Annotated in this window: 17 protein-coding genes; 15 read left to right on the top strand and 2 right to left on the bottom strand. The window is 47.3% G+C overall.

Translation table 11 applies throughout. The annotated features are described in order from the left end of the window. Nucleotides 1-15: 15 nt before the first annotated feature. The 9 genes from VP98_RS02235 (at nt 16) to VP98_RS02190 (ending at nt 9,999) form a co-directional block, all read left to right on the top strand. Nucleotides 16-2,109, top strand: coding sequence for a BglG family transcription antiterminator (locus VP98_RS02235; protein ID WP_046173664.1), 2,094 nt, complete (start codon nt 16-18; stop codon nt 2,107-2,109). Nucleotides 2,110-2,121: 12 nt separating this feature from the next. Continuing rightward, nucleotides 2,122-3,264: a mannitol-1-phosphate 5-dehydrogenase gene (locus tag VP98_RS02230; protein ID WP_046173663.1), complete on the top strand. Its 1,143-nt coding sequence runs from the start codon at nt 2,122-2,124 to the stop codon at nt 3,262-3,264. Between the two features lie 196 nt (nt 3,265-3,460). After that, nucleotides 3,461-4,156, top strand: coding sequence for a DUF421 domain-containing protein (locus tag VP98_RS02225; protein ID WP_046173662.1), 696 nt, complete (start codon nt 3,461-3,463; stop codon nt 4,154-4,156). Between the two features lie 69 nt (nt 4,157-4,225). Further along, nucleotides 4,226-4,714 carry a dihydrofolate reductase gene (locus VP98_RS02220; protein ID WP_046173661.1) on the top strand — a complete coding sequence of 163 codons (489 nt, stop codon included), beginning with the start codon at nt 4,226-4,228 and terminating at the stop codon, nt 4,712-4,714. Continuing rightward, complete coding sequence (locus VP98_RS02215) at nt 4,711-5,466, top strand: lysophospholipid acyltransferase family protein (protein ID WP_046173660.1); 756 nt, start codon at nt 4,711-4,713, stop codon at nt 5,464-5,466. The genes VP98_RS02220 and VP98_RS02215 overlap by 4 nt, the downstream gene beginning before the upstream one ends. A 347-nt stretch (nt 5,467-5,813) precedes the next feature. Next, nucleotides 5,814-6,812 (top strand): ABC transporter substrate-binding protein, encoded by a 999-nt coding sequence (locus tag VP98_RS02205; RefSeq protein ID WP_046173658.1) that lies wholly within the window; start codon nt 5,814-5,816, stop codon nt 6,810-6,812. A gap of 57 nt (nt 6,813-6,869) precedes the next feature. Next, complete coding sequence (locus VP98_RS02200; RefSeq protein ID WP_046173657.1) at nt 6,870-7,787, top strand: ABC transporter permease; 918 nt, start codon at nt 6,870-6,872, stop codon at nt 7,785-7,787. Next, a complete protein-coding gene (locus tag VP98_RS02195) occupies nt 7,780-8,574 on the top strand; it encodes an ABC transporter ATP-binding protein (RefSeq protein WP_046173656.1) in 795 nt (264 codons plus the stop codon). Before VP98_RS02200 ends, VP98_RS02195 begins: the two co-directional genes overlap by 8 nt. Before the next feature lie 570 nt (nt 8,575-9,144). Then, nucleotides 9,145-9,999 (top strand): DegV family protein, encoded by an 855-nt coding sequence (locus VP98_RS02190; RefSeq protein ID WP_046173655.1) that lies wholly within the window; start codon nt 9,145-9,147, stop codon nt 9,997-9,999. 67 nt (nt 10,000-10,066) lie between these two features. Here the strand turns inward: VP98_RS02190 and VP98_RS02185 are convergent, their stop codons facing one another. Together VP98_RS02185 and VP98_RS02180 are read right to left on the bottom strand one after the other, a co-directional pair. Beyond that, a complete protein-coding gene (locus VP98_RS02185) occupies nt 10,067-10,393 on the bottom strand; it encodes a cyclic-phosphate processing receiver domain-containing protein (RefSeq protein ID WP_046173654.1) in 327 nt (108 codons plus the stop codon). Between the two features lie 87 nt (nt 10,394-10,480). Continuing rightward, entirely contained in the window at nt 10,481-10,969 is a 489-nt protein-coding gene (locus tag VP98_RS02180; protein ID WP_052712099.1) for a PCYCGC motif-containing (lipo)protein, read from the bottom strand. Nucleotides 10,970-11,093: 124 nt separating this feature from the next. Between VP98_RS02180 and VP98_RS02175 the strand changes: the two genes are divergently transcribed. The 6 genes from VP98_RS02175 to VP98_RS02150 all read left to right on the top strand — a co-directional run bounded on the left by VP98_RS02175 (nt 11,094) and on the right by VP98_RS02150 (nt 14,667). Beyond that, a complete protein-coding gene (locus tag VP98_RS02175) occupies nt 11,094-11,876 on the top strand; it encodes a GDSL-type esterase/lipase family protein (RefSeq protein ID WP_052712098.1) in 783 nt (260 codons plus the stop codon). Further along, nucleotides 11,873-12,451 (top strand): YpmS family protein, encoded by a 579-nt coding sequence (locus VP98_RS02170; RefSeq protein ID WP_052712097.1) that lies wholly within the window; start codon nt 11,873-11,875, stop codon nt 12,449-12,451. The genes VP98_RS02175 and VP98_RS02170 overlap by 4 nt, the downstream gene beginning before the upstream one ends. Nucleotides 12,452-12,463: 12 nt before the next feature. Beyond that, the gene (msrA, locus tag VP98_RS02165) at nt 12,464-12,988 is read left to right on the top strand and encodes a peptide-methionine (S)-S-oxide reductase MsrA (protein WP_046173652.1); all 525 of its coding nucleotides are present in this window, start codon (nt 12,464-12,466) and stop codon (nt 12,986-12,988) included. Continuing rightward, nucleotides 12,985-13,410: a peptide-methionine (R)-S-oxide reductase MsrB gene (gene msrB / locus VP98_RS02160; RefSeq protein ID WP_046173651.1), complete on the top strand. Its 426-nt coding sequence runs from the start codon at nt 12,985-12,987 to the stop codon at nt 13,408-13,410. The genes msrA and msrB overlap by 4 nt, the downstream gene beginning before the upstream one ends. Before the next feature lie 211 nt (nt 13,411-13,621). Continuing rightward, entirely contained in the window at nt 13,622-13,849 is a 228-nt protein-coding gene (locus VP98_RS02155) for a YozE family protein (protein ID WP_046173650.1), read from the top strand. A gap of 56 nt (nt 13,850-13,905) precedes the next feature. Then, entirely contained in the window at nt 13,906-14,667 is a 762-nt protein-coding gene (locus VP98_RS02150; RefSeq protein WP_046173649.1) for a sporulation protein, read from the top strand. Nucleotides 14,668-14,698: the final 31 nt, after the last annotated feature.

The following is a 14,698-nucleotide window of genomic DNA, read 5'->3' as shown; positions in this document are numbered from 1 at the left end:
GAACGAGATGATGCCATGCATATTACTTCGAGGGAAAAAGCGATTATTGAACTCATTATTAAAACAGCAGGAAAGCATACTGCCCTGTCTGTTGCCTCCTCCCTTAATGTAAGTGCCAGAACGGTTCAGCGGGACTTAAAGGCAGTTGAAAAAATCCTAAAGCAGTTTGCCCTTGGTTTAACACGCAACAATGACCAGGGGCTCATTATTGAGGGGAAGAATGAGCAAATCTTTCGGCTGATTCAGCATCTGGCGAGCAGTGATCCCATTGATCAGACATCCCAGGAAAAAAAGCTGCGCCTCCTTTTAGCGGTGCTCGATGAAGAGTTGTTTAAAATCCAGTCTTTAGCAGGCCACCTTGGAGTCAGTTCAGCGACATTGGCCATTTATTTGAATGAACTTGCCGAGTGGCTGGACGGCTTTCAGCTGCAGCTGACAAGAAAAAGAGGAGTCGGAGTAGAGCTGAGCGGTACTGAAGCGAACAAGCGGCGGGCACTGGCGCACTTTTTTCTGCAATATTTTCAGGAAGAATTAATTGAAAAGTTATTTTTTCTGGAAAAAGGAACTCTTTCGGAAGAAAAGATTTTGCATTATTTTGTTCCTGATTATCTTTTCGAAGTAAACTTCCTGGTGAATGCTGCCTTTGCCGGCACGCCTGCTCGTCTCGCAGACAGCGGCTATCTGGAAATGGTGGTTCATATTTGCATTGCGGTGCAGCGGGCAGAGTCTGGATTTTTAATGGAAAAGGATATAAGCCTGCCAGAGAGGGGCATGGAGACTGAGTATGAGTTAATGCTTAAAATAAGCAAGGAGCTGGAACTCAAATTTAATGCAGTTTTTTCAGCGGGAGATCTTCTTTATTTAGCGCTTCTTCTCAGAGGCACTAAGCTTCGGGGAGCGGAGGCTGTTCCTTACGACAGTATCGTGCTCGCCCAGAAGATAAAAAACGTGATCAAGTCCGTTTCCGCCCAGCTTCATGTAGATTTAACCAGGGATTTCTCTTTGTTTCAGGGTCTGCTTGCCCATATGGAGCCGTCCTTATTCCGCATGAAACAGAACATGGAGTCATTTAATCCTCTTAAAGAGGAAATTAAACAGAAGTATCCTGTTTTATTTATCGCTGTGAAAAACAGTGTGGAAGAGGAGTTTAGTGAGATTGAGCATTTCTCTGATGATGAGATTGCTTTTATCGTCCTGCATTTTGGGTCTGCTTTAGTCATGCAGGAAGAAAACCTGGCGATCAAAGCACTGGTCATCTGCCCAACCGGCATCGGCACATCCAAAATGCTGGCCAGCCGGATTAAAAGGGAAGTAGCCGAGATTGATTCGATTGATACTAAGTCCATTAAGGATATAACGGGGCAGCTTGATTCCGCTGCATACGATATCATTATCTCTACGGTCCGCCTGCCATTTCTAAATGCGGAATATATTCTGGTGAACCCGCTCTTGAGTGAAGAAAACATCAGCACAATCAAGAGCTTTTTACAAAACAATATCGAAAGCTTTACGAAAGGCAGGCAGTATCAAAGAGCAGCGCAAAAGGCGCCGCCCGCTGCAGAAAATAAAGCTGCGTTACGTGATTTGCTTGGAGACCTTAAAAAAACTCAGCAAAGCATTGAGTCGATCATCGGCAATTTCCGTTTTTACCGAATGGATAAGCAAAAAAGCCAGGAAGAAATTCTGGAAAAAATGCTGGAAAGGGCAGCGGAGGAAAGGCTGCTGGAAAATCCAGCAGATGTACTGAACTCCCTGAAGGAGCGCGAACAAAAAGGCGGTCTTGGAATTCCCGAGACAAACATTGCACTTTTCCATGCGAGAAATGAGCATGTCCAGGAGCTTATTTTTCAGGTCGTCCATCTGCCGGACCCGTGCCTTGTAAAAGGAATGGACGGAAAGGAAATGGTGATGAAAAACCTGCTGCTTATGCTGGCTCCGATGGAGTTAAGCAGGAGAGAGCAGGAGATAATAAGCCTGATCAGCACAAGTATTATTGAGACCGACGAGGCAATTCTGGTTTTTTCTTCGGCAAACGAGGAAACTATTTATAATAAGCTTGAATCTGTTTTGGCAGCCTATCTTCAATCTAATTTTCAAATACATCCATAAAGGAATGATTTTATGAAACACGCCGTACACTTCGGAGCAGGAAATATTGGCAGAGGGTTTATCGGAGCCCTTTTTTCTCAGTCAGGATATCATGTGACATTTGTTGATATTGCTGATGAAATTATTAATAAGTTAAACGAGGAAAAACAGTATCAGGTTAAGCTTGCTGCAGACGAACAGGAAGCCCTGACGATCAAAAATGTTTCCGGGCTGAATAATCTGAAGCAGGAAAATGAAGTAGTAGAAGCGATCAAAAATGCCGAGTTTTTGACCACAGCCATCGGGCCAAGTATTCTTCCAAGAATCGCACCATTAATTGCCAGAGGTCTGGCTGCAAGAGTAGAAAATAACAGTGAAAAGCTGTACGTGATTGCCTGCGAAAACCAGATTTCAGCAACGGATCTGCTGAAAAGCTATATTCTGGAGCATCTGGATGAACAAGCAAAAGAAAAAGTGCTCTCTCAGGTTTCTTTCTTGAATTCAGCGGTTGACCGGATTGTGCCAATTCAAAACAATCAGGGCTCGCTCGATGTTCTTGTTGAGCCTTACCATGAGTGGGTAGTGGAAACAAAAGAAGACATTCCGCACATTGAAGGAATGAAGATTGTTCCGGAACTTGCTCCGTTTATTGAACGAAAGTTGTTTACGGTGAACACGGGCCATGCAGTAATTGCTTATTTCGGTTATCTTGAAGGCAAGGAAACCATTGACCAGACACTCGCCGATCAGGATATTTACAAACAGGTAAAAGCAACCCTGGACGAGACTGGCGCTTACTTGATCAATCAGTATGATTTGAACCCGGAGGAGCACCAAAAATATATTGATAAAATCATCAGCCGTTTCCAGAATGCACATCTTAACGATGGCGTTACAAGAGTCGGCCGTGCGCCGATAAGAAAGCTGGGTCCTGAAGACCGGCTGGTGCGCCCGGCGCTGCAGGCCGAAAAAGCAGGTCTTTCTTATACAAATTTGGCCAAAGCCATTGCGGCAGCCCTGCTGTTTGATTATCAAGAAGATGAGGATGCAGTAAAATTGCAGGCCATGATCAAAGAAAATGGGGTTCCTTATGTACTGCAGGAAGTATGCGGCCTGGATCAGTCAGGCGAGCTTGCTAAAGAGATCACAGGCCATTATGAAGCATTAAAAAGGTGAAAGTTTTCTTTGCCTGATTAAGCCGGTTACAGGCTGTCGAGAAGTTCTCGACAGCCTATTTTTGTGCCAATTTCGTGGAAGACAGTGAAAAAAGAGTCCGGCCTGCAAAGAAAATAAATAAAAGAGTAGGAAATTACCAGTTTAAGAGTGAAAGAAAGAAGTGAATAAGTATAGAAAAGATTGGAGGTGGAAGGCTGTGGTATATGCGCAGATTGCCTTGAAACTCCTGATCGGCTTATTTGCACTTATTTTGATTACGCGCCTGCTCGGCAAAAAAGAAATGTCACAGCTGACACCGTTTGATTTTATTTATGCGCTCGTTTTGGGCGGTATTCTCGAGGAAAGCATTTATGATGATAAGGTAAGCATCTGGCAGGTTCTGTTTGCGGTCGCAGTATGGGGAACAGCTATTTACGTCATTGAGGTACTGACAGAAAAGAAAAGAAGCATTCGAAAGCTGTTAAAGGGAAGCCCATCTCTCATTATCCGCAATGGGGAACTGGATCTGGAGCAGATTCGCAAAAACCATCTGGATATCGAGCAAATCAGAACCATGCTGAGGCAGCAGGGGATTTTCAGTCTGCGGGAGGTCCGGGATTTATACCTGGAGCCCGGCGGCTCGATCAGCGTTAACAAGCATGCTGCCAGCGAAGCGGTAACACCTGATTTGCTGAATATAGACGCACCGGACAAAGATCCTTCTTATCTTTTAATTGAAGATGGAGAAGTGAGAGAAGAACAGCTTTATTTCGCAGGGAAAACGGCCGGCTGGCTGTATGATGAATTAACAGGCAAGGGGTACAGCGGGCCGGGTGATATCCTGTATGCCGAATGGTCTGAAGCAGAAGGATTTTATATTAAAACGTTCAAAGAAAGCCAGTCCACTTCCTGATCCTGCGCCAGCAGGGTCTTTTTTATGGTACGATGAAAACAGAAAACAGCAGCAGAAAGGAAGAATGGTATGATTTCATTTATTTGGGCACAAAGCAAGGGCGGCGTGATCGGGCTCGATAATGATATGCCGTGGCATTTGCCGGAGGATTTGAGCTACTTTAAAAAAACAACTCTTGGCTATCCAATTGTGATGGGACGAAAAACCTTTGAATCGTTTGGAAGCCGGCCGCTGCCAAAGCGGGAAAACGTTATTTTAACAAGGGACGAGTCGTTCGAACAGGACGGCGTCACAGTGATCCATTCAACGGATGAAGTCCTAAAAATGGCGGAGGAAAAAGATTTATTCGTTATTGGCGGCGCTAATGTGTTTAAACAGTTTTTGCCGCACGCAGACCGTCTGTATGTGACGAAAATTGAAGAGGAATTCAAGGGGGATACAGTAATCGATTTTATCCCATGGGAAAAGTTTACCGAAGCCTCCTGCACAAAAGGAGAAAAAAATGAGCAAAATCCATATGACTATTTCTTTTGTGTGTATGATCGGATAGCGCCATGATCCGCCTGGCTGTTTTTTTCGGATACCTGGTCATTACCCTGATCGGCTTAATACCGAAAATGAATCAATTCAAACGGATTGACCCGGCCCTGCCGGCTGACGAACGGGATGTGCGCATTCATCCGCTCGTGAAAAAGTGGAACCGCGGTGTCATGAAAATGGCCGGTGCCAGAGTACAGGTAACGGGGGAAGAGAACGTGCCGGCCGGGCCGGTCATGTTCGTCAGCAACCATGAAGGGGATTTTGACGTGCCGGCATTTATCGGCTATCTGAACAAGCCATTCGGGTTTGTGGCAAAAACGGAAATGAAAAAAATTCCGCTGCTCAGCACCTGGATGGAGCTCATTCACTGCCTGTTTTTAAACCGGAATGACCGGCGTGACGCGGTGAAAATGCTGCGGGACGGGGCGGAAATCCTGAAAAACGGGCACTCGCTGTTTATTTTCCCGGAAGGCACGCGCAACAAAGGCGGCGGGCTGAAGCCGTTTAAAAGCGGGGCCTTCCGCATGGCAAAAGAAGCGGGCGTGCCGATTGTGCCGGTGGCGATCAAAGGAACCGCCGATATTTTTGAAAACAATCCGGGCAGAAAGCTGACACCGGCACATATTGAAGTGGCTGTGCTGCCGCCGGTTATGCCCGGGGAATATGCAGAAGATGATTTGAAAAAAACGGCTGCCGGAGTGCAGAAACAAATCGAAGTGCAGCTCATAGCCATGAAACAGGCTTCCGCTGTTCAAAAAAACGGAGCATAAGAAAAAGCCAAAAGCAGAAATGTTTGCTTCACAGCATTTCTGCTTTTTTCTGTTGTTTTACCGGCAGTACCGCTGTGATTATGGCCGGTATTTGGGAGTCTGGGGCGGTTTTTCGCAGGCCAGGGCCGGTATATATTTTTATCGGCCCAAAGGAAGGGAATACCGCCCCAAAGGGAATAGAATTCCAGAAGATGATTAAAGAAACGCTGTCAATTTATCACCCGCCAGCTGTCTCATTTAATAGATTTTACATTTAAAAAATTCTTGCTTTTCTGTTATTATTCGAGGATAATGAAAATTAATTTACTACATAAAAGCGGCTAAGCAAAAAAGAGGGGGCATTTTGGATGAGCAAGTGGAAATGGATGATGACAACTGGTGCAGCAGCGATGATGCTCGCAGCATGCGGCGGCGGTGAAGAGAATGCGGGATCAAGTGAATCAGGCGGATCGTCAGAAGGCGAAACATACAAAATCGGGGTTACCCAGTTCGTAGAACACCCATCACTGGACAACGCCTACAAAGGCTTTAAAGAAGGGCTGGAAGAAGCGGGCGTTAAAGCCGAATTTGACGAGCAGAACGCGCAGGGTGACCAGAACAATAACCAGACCATCGCCCAGAACTTTGTGTCCGACGGCGTTGATTTAATTTTCGGCAACTCCACGCCGAGTGCGACAGCAGCATTAAACGCAACAAAAGATATTCCGATCGTATTTACATCGGTAACTGATCCGGTAGCGGCGGGGCTTGTGCAGGATGCAGAAGCACCGGGGGGCAATGTAACCGGGACTATTGACCTTCATCCGGATGCGATCGCCAATACGGTGAAATTTATGGCAGAAGAGTTTGACGGTAAAAATGTCGGCGTTGTCTATAACGCAGGTGAGCAAAACTCTGTTGCCCAGGCTGAACAGGTCGAATCAATTTTAAAAGAAAACGGACTAAAAATGGTGCCAGTAACGGTGTCAACGTCTTCTGAAGTAAAGCAGGCGGCGGAAAGCCTGATCGGCAAAGTGGACATGTTCTACATTTTCACCGATAACACGGTTGTTTCGGCACTTGAATCGGTCATCCAGGTGGCCAATGATGAAGACATTCCTTTATTTGTAGGGGAAAAGGATTCCGTAGCCCGCGGCGGATTTGCGGCATACGGATTTAATTACGAAGACATCGGCAAGGAAGCCGGCAAAATGGCTGCACAGATTTTAACGGGTGAAGCAGAAGCAGGCGAGCTGCCGGTTCTGCCGCCGCAGGATTTAAAGCTGGTTATTAATGAAACAGCCGCTGCCGAAATGAATATTGAGATTAAAGATGAATGGAAACAGGATGCAGAGCTTGTAAAATGAGTGGAAAAGGCGCGCCTTCACCGGGCGCTCTTTTCATGCATATAGGAGGATTTTATTATGATGACAGCGATGTTTGGCGCCGTCGAATCAGGCGTCATTTATGCGATCATGGCGCTTGGTGTCTACTTGTCATTCCGTGTGCTTGATTTCCCGGATTTAACTGTAGATGGAAGCTTTGTAACAGGCGGCGCGGTCGCCTCAATTATGATCGTGAACGGCAGCAGTCCGTTTCTGGCTACCATTGCCGGCCTGTTTGCCGGGTTTATAGCCGGCTGCGTGACCGGGATTTTGCATACAAAAGGGGGCATTAACCCGCTTCTTTCCGGAATTTTAATGATGATTGCCCTTTATTCGATTAATCTGCGCATTATGGGCAAGCCGAATGTGCCGCTTCTGGCGGAAGAAACTGTGATGACCAAAATCAATACCTGGTTTGCGTCAGACTGGAGCATTTTGATTTTTATGCTTATTGTAACGCTGATTATTAAGTTTCTTACCGATTTGTTTTTAAAAACGGAAGTCGGCCTGAGCCTTCGCGCAGTCGGCGACAATGAAGGCATGGTGCGCAGCTTTTCAGCGAATACCGGCTGGATGAAAGTGCTCGGTCTGGGCCTTTCGAACGCACTTGTTGCATTCTCCGGCGCACTTGTCGCCCAGTACAATGGCTTTAACGATGTCGGCATGGGAATCGGGATGATCGTCATCGGCCTTGCGTCTGTTATTATCGGAGAAGCGGTCATCGGTCATTCTTCTATTGCCAGAGCTACGCTTGCGGTTGTTGTTGGCGCCATTTTGTACCGGATGATTGTGACGCTGGCTTTGCGCGTGGAATTTTTAGATACAGGGGATATGAAGCTGATTACCGCTGTGATTGTAATTATTGCCCTTGTGCTGCCAAAAATCCTTGACCGGCAAAAAGCGGCGGCGCGGAAGAAAAAACGGCTCCAGCAGTTAGGAGGAAGCCAGAGTGCTTGAAATGAACCGGATTTTTAAAGTGTTTTACGAAGGTACCCCTGATGAAAAAATCGCCTTGAACAAAGTTAATTTAACGATGAAGCAGGGGGATTTCGTCACGGTTATCGGCTCAAATGGTGCCGGGAAATCCACACTGATGAACGTTATTTCAGGAAAGCTATCTCCGGACATGGGAACGGTCATGATTGACGGAACTAACATGACCAGTCTTGCGGAGCACAAGCGTGCCTCCAAAATTGGACGGGTGTTCCAGGACCCGATGGCGGGCACAGCACCGGCGATGACGATTGAAGAAAATCTGGCGCTTGCGTACAACCGGACGAAAAAGCGGACGCTGTCCTTCGGTGTAACGAAAAAACGCCGTGATTTTTACCGGGAAAAGCTCGAAATGCTTCATCTCGGGCTTGAAAACCGTCTTCAGGCCAAGGTCGGCCTGCTGTCCGGAGGGGAACGCCAGGCGCTGTCGCTTTTAATGGCGACGTTTACCGACCCGAAAATTCTGCTTTTGGATGAGCATACTGCGGCACTGGATCCATCCCGGGCTGAGCTGATTACGAATTTAACGAAAGAAATTGTGGACAAGCTCGGACTGACGACTCTTATGGTAACGCACAACATGCAGCAGGCGCTTGACCTCGGCAACCGGCTGATTATGATGGATAAAGGCGAGATTATTTTCTCGGCCAATGAAGAAGAAAAGCGGGATCTCACAGTCGAAAAGCTTCTGGCAGAGTTCCAAAAAATAAAAGGCGGCGGCGGATTAAGCGACCGGGCGCTGCTTTCATAAAAAGAAGAGGGCGTGTAGCCCTCTTCTTTTTATGCTGTGGAAATAAGCGGCTGGCTATACTTTCTCCAGGTTAAATCCAACATATTTAAGAACGTCCGGGTCTCTAGCACGATGGATGAATCACCATGCTTAACCCGGCCATAGAAACGGCGGTATCTGCGGGGAGGAGATTTAGCCAGTAACAACCGGTTCATGTTCTTTTTCGAATAAGAAAGGAAGGAACAAATAGGCTTTTTCATGCTGTTTTTTAGAAAAACAACGGCGGAGGGCTGCAGGCGAAGACTCACGCAGGACGAGCGGACGAGCTGAAACAGACAGCGCGAGAGCGATGGCTGGTTCAGGGTTCGCTATGCAGGAAAGCGCAGCCGGCTGACCGCAGCCCCTGACAATGCTTTCAAAAGAAAATAGCTTATTTCTAGCCTATAAAAGAAAGATAGTTTTAGCCAAAAAAGGACTATATTCTTAACGATTCTTTTTTTCAAGAAATGCGTTAATAATATAGGAAGAATGGCTAAAGAATAGTAAAATGAACTCATCATTACGTTGAATGGCAGGAAAGAAGGGATTTTTATGAGAAAGATCAAAATTGTCACGGACTCTGCGCTGGATATGACAAGTGAAGAATTGCAGAAAAAAGGCATCACGATGGTGCCGCTGACGGTACTGGTGGACGGAGAAACATACCTGGACAGCGTGGAAATTTCACCGGAAGAATTTTTAGTGAAAATGGCGAATTCCAAAGAAATTCCCAAAACCTCACAGCCGCCGGTTGGCCGTTTTCTGGAAGTGTTCGATGAACTGGGTGCAGACGGAAGCCAGATTCTTTCCATTCATATGACCGGCGGAATGAGCGGAACGTACCAATCAGCAAAGCAGGCGGCAGAAATGTCTTCATCGGACGTAACCGTTGTTGATTCGCGGTATATTTCCAAAGCGCTTTCTTACCAGGTGCTTGAAGCAGCGCGGATGGCAGAAGCAGGGCATACGGTAGAGGAAATTACGGCGCGTCTTGATAAGGTGCGGGAGGAAACCAAGCTGTATATAATGGTCGATACGCTTGAAAACTTAATTAAAGGCGGGAGGATTGGCAGAGCAAAAGGCTTTATCGGCTCGCTTCTGAATATTAAGCCGATTGCCAACTTGGATATCGGAGCACTGTCGCCAGTGACAAAAGTGCGCTCGCACGCAAAAGGAATTAAATTTTTCGTGGAGCAGCTCGGCGGGGAATTAAAAGGAAAAGAGCTTGTTCATTTTTCAATCGTGCATGCCGGCAGCAACAGCGCTGCTTTTTCAGAAAAGCTGAAAGAGGAAATTATCAAAATGACCGGCTTTAAAGATGTAGAGATCGGCGTTACCGCACCGATTATTTCTGCTCATGCCGGGCCGGGTGCGGTCGGGATTATGTACCAGGCAAAGAACGCATAAACATAAAAAAAGAAAAAGGAGTGCCCAGAACATCTCTATCAGGGTACTCCTTTTCATATATATTGAATTAGTGGAGCGGCAAAGGGCGAAGTGTCACTTTAATGGACCGCGGCATTTTTAAATCAGTCTGGGCCTGCTTTAAATAATTATACATGGCTTTTCCGCGGCCTGCATTGGCAGAGTGGATGGTAATGCGTTCCGCGAACAGCTGGTGCTTGACCATAAGCTGCACAAGAACGAAACCATTTTGTGTTTTGCTGACAAGATCATGATCGAGAGACAGATGCCCGATCTCTTCAGTCGAAAGTAAGATGAAACATTCCTCAATAGTTTCAACCAGCTGGTGGTCGGGAGGACATTTACGGTAATCATCAAGAAAAACGTTGATTGACATTTGAATCATCCTCATTTTTCGACATACGTAAATTGTACCATGCTTTGGAAAAAAATAATATAAAAACATGAAAAAAACCGGACGCTTTTAAGCGCCCGGCAGAGGGGTCGGTGTCGGCTCCGCATATCCTTCACTGTACGTTTCATCAATCAGGGTGCGGATTTCCGCCGGAGACTTTCCTTCTTCTGTCATCAGGGCTGTTGTCGCCGCAATTTCAAGGCAGACACCGCAGCGCGTGCCATGGTCGTCCCAGGTGATTTCATCGCCGCTTCGCTCTGCGATAAAGCAGTTCAGATTGCTGTTATGGCCAGCTGATTCGCCGCAGCCGCAATAACACGGCATCTGGTCGAGCACGTCTGCATGCTTCGCCGCGGCAAGATAAATGGCACGCATGTTTTCGTCTTTATCATCAAGAAAAGACGGAAGCGTTTCTGCGGATGCCGTTACTTCCTGAAGATCGCCGCTGTGAGCCGTATAAGTATGGTCTTTATGTGAGTCAGCCGCTTCTTCGTTTCCGCAGGCAGCCGCAAAAGGAATCGCCATGGTAAAGAGAAGGGCAGAGAGTTGCTTTTTCAATGGGGAACACTCCTTTCAAAATAGAAGAATAGCGAAAAAACTGATATAATCATATATTGAAAACCATTTACTTTCAACCGTAGAGGGAAAGAAATACGATTTTGATGAAGAAGAGGTGACCGCTTTGAAACGAGCAATAGCGGGCCTGGTTTTGGCAGTGCTGCTGGCAGGCTGTGCCGATGATAACGTCCAGGAAACAGCAGTACCAAGCGTCCCGCAAAATATAAATATCGTTTCGATCGGCGATTCGTTGACCGAGGGCGTCGGCGACAGCACCAATTCGGGCGGATATGTGCCGTATTTGGAGAAACAGCTCGAATCGCTTGATGAAATAAAGGATGCATCATTTGTGAATTACGGCAAGCGGGGCAACCGGACCGACCAGCTTGTTAAGCGCCTGAAGCAGGAAAGCATTCAGGCGGACATTAAAAAAGCGGACATGGTTATTATTACCGTTGGCGGCAATGATGTCGTGAAGGTTGTCAAAGAAAACTGGTCAAATTTGACGGTCGACACGTTTGAAAAAGAAGAAGACGGATATGCGGAGCGCATTCAAAGCGTGCTTGAAACCGTCCGTACGATAAATGAAGATGCAGGTATCGTCCTTGTCGGCATTTACAATCCGTTCGGGCGTATTTTTATTGATACAGATGACGACGAAACGATCGTCCGCACCTGGAACGAGCGGGCGGCTGAAACGACGGCATCTATGGAGCGGACTGTATTTGTCAGCGTCGAAACCATTTTCGGCGAAGGAAGTGACGGCTTGTTTTTTGAAGACCAGTTTCACCCGAACGATATGGGGTATGAACAAATGGCAGGCCGCATTTTTGACACGATCAATGGAGATCCGCTCGAGGAGCTGACCAGCCATAAAATTGTTTTATCAAATGAGGGATCAAATTGACGAAGTGGAAAGTGGCCTTTTTTATATTGTTATTCAGCATGATTGCCGTAATAGGATTGGTGGCAGTACTGGTTTTTCTGCCGTCGGATGCTGAAAAGCCAGTCATGGCAGAGGTGGAGGGCGAAACGGCGTTTCACGTAACCGCAACGAAAGCGGAGCTGAATCAGCTTGTCAGCTATTATCTTGAAAAAGAAGCGGGAAACGCGCCCATTGACTATGATGTGTATATTGGCGATAACGTCGAACTGTATGGATCGTTTCCGGTCTTTGGGACCGATATTGACTATTACATGACCTTTGAGCCGGAAGCGCAGGAAAACGGTAATATTGTTCTCCGCCAAAACGGGCTTCGAGTCGGCCTGCTTGATATTCCGGCCTCTTATGTGTTAAAAACAGCAGATAACGCTTATACATTTCCCGAATGGGTGCATGTTGTGCCGGATGAGGAACGGATTTATGTTTCGCTGGCTGAAATGAAGCTTGATAACGGCATGCGCGTCAAAGCGGAATCATTCAATCTCGAAAAAGACAATATTCAATTTGCGGTTCTGTTGCCAAAAGAAGCCGCAGAATAGGAGGCAGCGAATATGGAAAAAGCAATTTTTGCAGGAGGCTGTTTTTGGTGCATGGTGAAGCCGTTTCACCAGCAGCCCGGTATTCAATCCGTAATCAGCGGGTATACCGGCGGGCATACGGAACATCCGACATATGAAGAAGTGTGCAGCGGCACAACAGGGCATATTGAAGCGGTGGAAATCACGTTTGACCCGGATGTTTTTTCGTATAAAAAACTGCTTGAGGTGTTCTGGATGCAGATTGACCCGACTGATGCGGGCGGACAGTTTTACGACAGAGGCCGCTCTTACATGCCGGCGATTTTCTACACAACAGATGAACAGAAGCAGCTGGCGGAGCAGTCCAAAAAAGAACTCGACGCAAGCGGCCGCTTTCAAAAGCCGATTGCCGTGGAAATCCTGCCGGCACCGACATTTTACCCGGCGGAAGAATACCACCAGGATTACTATAAAAAAAATCCAGCCCATTACAATGCCTATCAAACAGGATCCGGACGCGCTGCGTTTATACAATCACACTGGAGGGACGTACAATGAACAAAGAAAACTTAAAAGAAACTCTTACGCCGATGCAGTACAATGTCACCCAGCAAAACGGCACCGAGCCGCCATTTCATAATGAATACTGGAACGAAGAGGCGGACGGCATTTATGTAGATATTGTTTCCGGCAAGCCGCTTTTTTCATCGAAGGACAAATACGATGCCGGCTGCGGCTGGCCGAGCTTTACAAAGCCGATTGAAGATGCGGAAATACTTGAAGAGCGGGATTTGTCCCACGGCATGATCCGCACCGAGGTTCGCAGCAAAACAGCCGACTCGCACCTCGGCCATGTGTTCCCGGACGGCCCGCGTGAGGCAGGCGGCCTGCGCTACTGCATTAACTCCGCTTCGCTCCGCTTTATCCGGAAAGAGGATCTGGAGGCGGAAGGCTACGGGGAGTATAAAGACCTCTGCTAAGAAACAGTCTGAGACCTTTTCTAAAAGGTCTCAGGCTGTTGACAAACGCTTGCTTTCGGCGTCACTTGCCGTCTGTGAATGCTCATGACCCACTCCGCTTCCCAGCCGGCGGCGTTCCTGGAAAGACAAACGTTTTCAATCAGCCTGCTTTCTAACTTTGTCTACACTCTGAGACCTTTTCTAAAAGGTCTTTTTTTTGGAGGTGATACGTATGCATAAGTCGTTTTACCATTATTTAATGAAATACCGGGAGGAGCCGCCGCGTGATGAGCTGGCGGCGTTTGCGAACCATGCATTTGATGACCATTCCTTCCCGAAAATGGCGGATTCCTATGATGTGCTCTGCCGCTATCTGGAGATGGATGCCGGCTATTTGCCGACGATGGGTGTCTTTGATGAAGCCTGGGAAAAATATGAACAGGATGAACTAAATCGCTGAAACTTTTTTCATACTGGTGCGTAATAGGATTATTACGTTGAATGGAGTGAAGGGAAATGGCGTTGTTTAACAAAGCACTGGCAAGCATCGGAATTGGAAATGCAAAGGTGGACACAAAGCTTGAAAAAGCGAGATACACAGCAGGTGAAATGATGCGCGGAATCGTAGAGGTAAAAGGCGGCAATGTCGAGCAGCAGGTTGATTCCATTTATGTGTCCGTTATGACAACGTACGAGCGAGAAACAGATGACCGGAAAGTGACGGATGAAGCGGTAGTGATAAAAGAAAAGCTGAATGAGCCGTTCACCATTCAGGCGGGAGAAGTGCGCGAATTTCCGCTGGAGATGACTCTCCCGCATGAAACACCGGTTACGCAGGGAAAAACACGTGTCTGGGTGGCGACCGGGCTTGATATTAAACAGGCTGTCGATCCATCTGACAAAGATTATATTGATGTGCAGCCGACCGTTATCGCGGAGGAGGTACTGGATGCGGTCCGGTCGCTTGGCTTCCGGCTGCGCGAGGTGGAATGCCAGCATGCCCGGTTAACGAGATACCCGTTTGTACAGGAATTTGAATTTATCCCGGTGACCGGCGCTTATGCCGGCCGGCTCGATGAACTGGAGGTTACATTCCTTGAACAGTCAAAGGATGAAGTGAATGTGCTGCTGCAGGTAGACAGGCGGGCACGGGGGCTCGGCGGCTTTTTATCGGAAGCGATGGGCACGGATGAAACAAATGTCCGGCTGCGCATTAAGCGCACGGAGCTTTCCGGTGTCCGCACCAGGATTGACGAGACAATCCGCCGCTTCGCATGATAAAATAGGGAGTCCAGGCAGGTTATAAAAG

The organism is Domibacillus indicus (genome assembly GCF_000970685.1).
GTDB classification, from domain to species: domain Bacteria; phylum Bacillota; class Bacilli; order Bacillales; family Domibacillaceae; genus Domibacillus; species Domibacillus indicus.
Note: the sequence above shows the minus strand (reverse complement) of the source record. Positions and strands in the feature narration are given on the sequence as shown.

Bases quoted from the DNA above. Each gene is read 5' to 3' on its own strand.
- VP98_RS02235 (WP_046173664.1), top strand. From the start codon at position 16: ATGCATATTACTTCGAGGGAAAAAGCGATTATTGAACTCATTATTAAA.
- VP98_RS02230 (WP_046173663.1), top strand. From the start codon at position 2,122: ATGAAACACGCCGTACACTTCGGAGCAGGAAATATTGGCAGAGGGTTT.
- VP98_RS02220 (WP_046173661.1), top strand. From the start codon at position 4,226: ATGATTTCATTTATTTGGGCACAAAGCAAGGGCGGCGTGATCGGGCTC.
- VP98_RS02215 (WP_046173660.1), top strand. From the start codon at position 4,711: ATGATCCGCCTGGCTGTTTTTTTCGGATACCTGGTCATTACCCTGATC.
- VP98_RS02205 (WP_046173658.1), top strand. From the start codon at position 5,814: ATGAGCAAGTGGAAATGGATGATGACAACTGGTGCAGCAGCGATGATG.
- VP98_RS02200 (WP_046173657.1), top strand. From the start codon at position 6,870: ATGATGACAGCGATGTTTGGCGCCGTCGAATCAGGCGTCATTTATGCG.
- VP98_RS02190 (WP_046173655.1), top strand. From the start codon at position 9,145: ATGAGAAAGATCAAAATTGTCACGGACTCTGCGCTGGATATGACAAGT.
- VP98_RS02185 (WP_046173654.1), bottom strand. From the start codon at position 10,393: ATGTCAATCAACGTTTTTCTTGATGATTACCGTAAATGTCCTCCCGAC.
- msrA (WP_046173652.1), top strand. From the start codon at position 12,464: ATGGAAAAAGCAATTTTTGCAGGAGGCTGTTTTTGGTGCATGGTGAAG.
- msrB (WP_046173651.1), top strand. From the start codon at position 12,985: ATGAACAAAGAAAACTTAAAAGAAACTCTTACGCCGATGCAGTACAAT.
- VP98_RS02155 (WP_046173650.1), top strand. From the start codon at position 13,622: ATGCATAAGTCGTTTTACCATTATTTAATGAAATACCGGGAGGAGCCG.
- VP98_RS02150 (WP_046173649.1), top strand. From the start codon at position 13,906: ATGGCGTTGTTTAACAAAGCACTGGCAAGCATCGGAATTGGAAATGCA.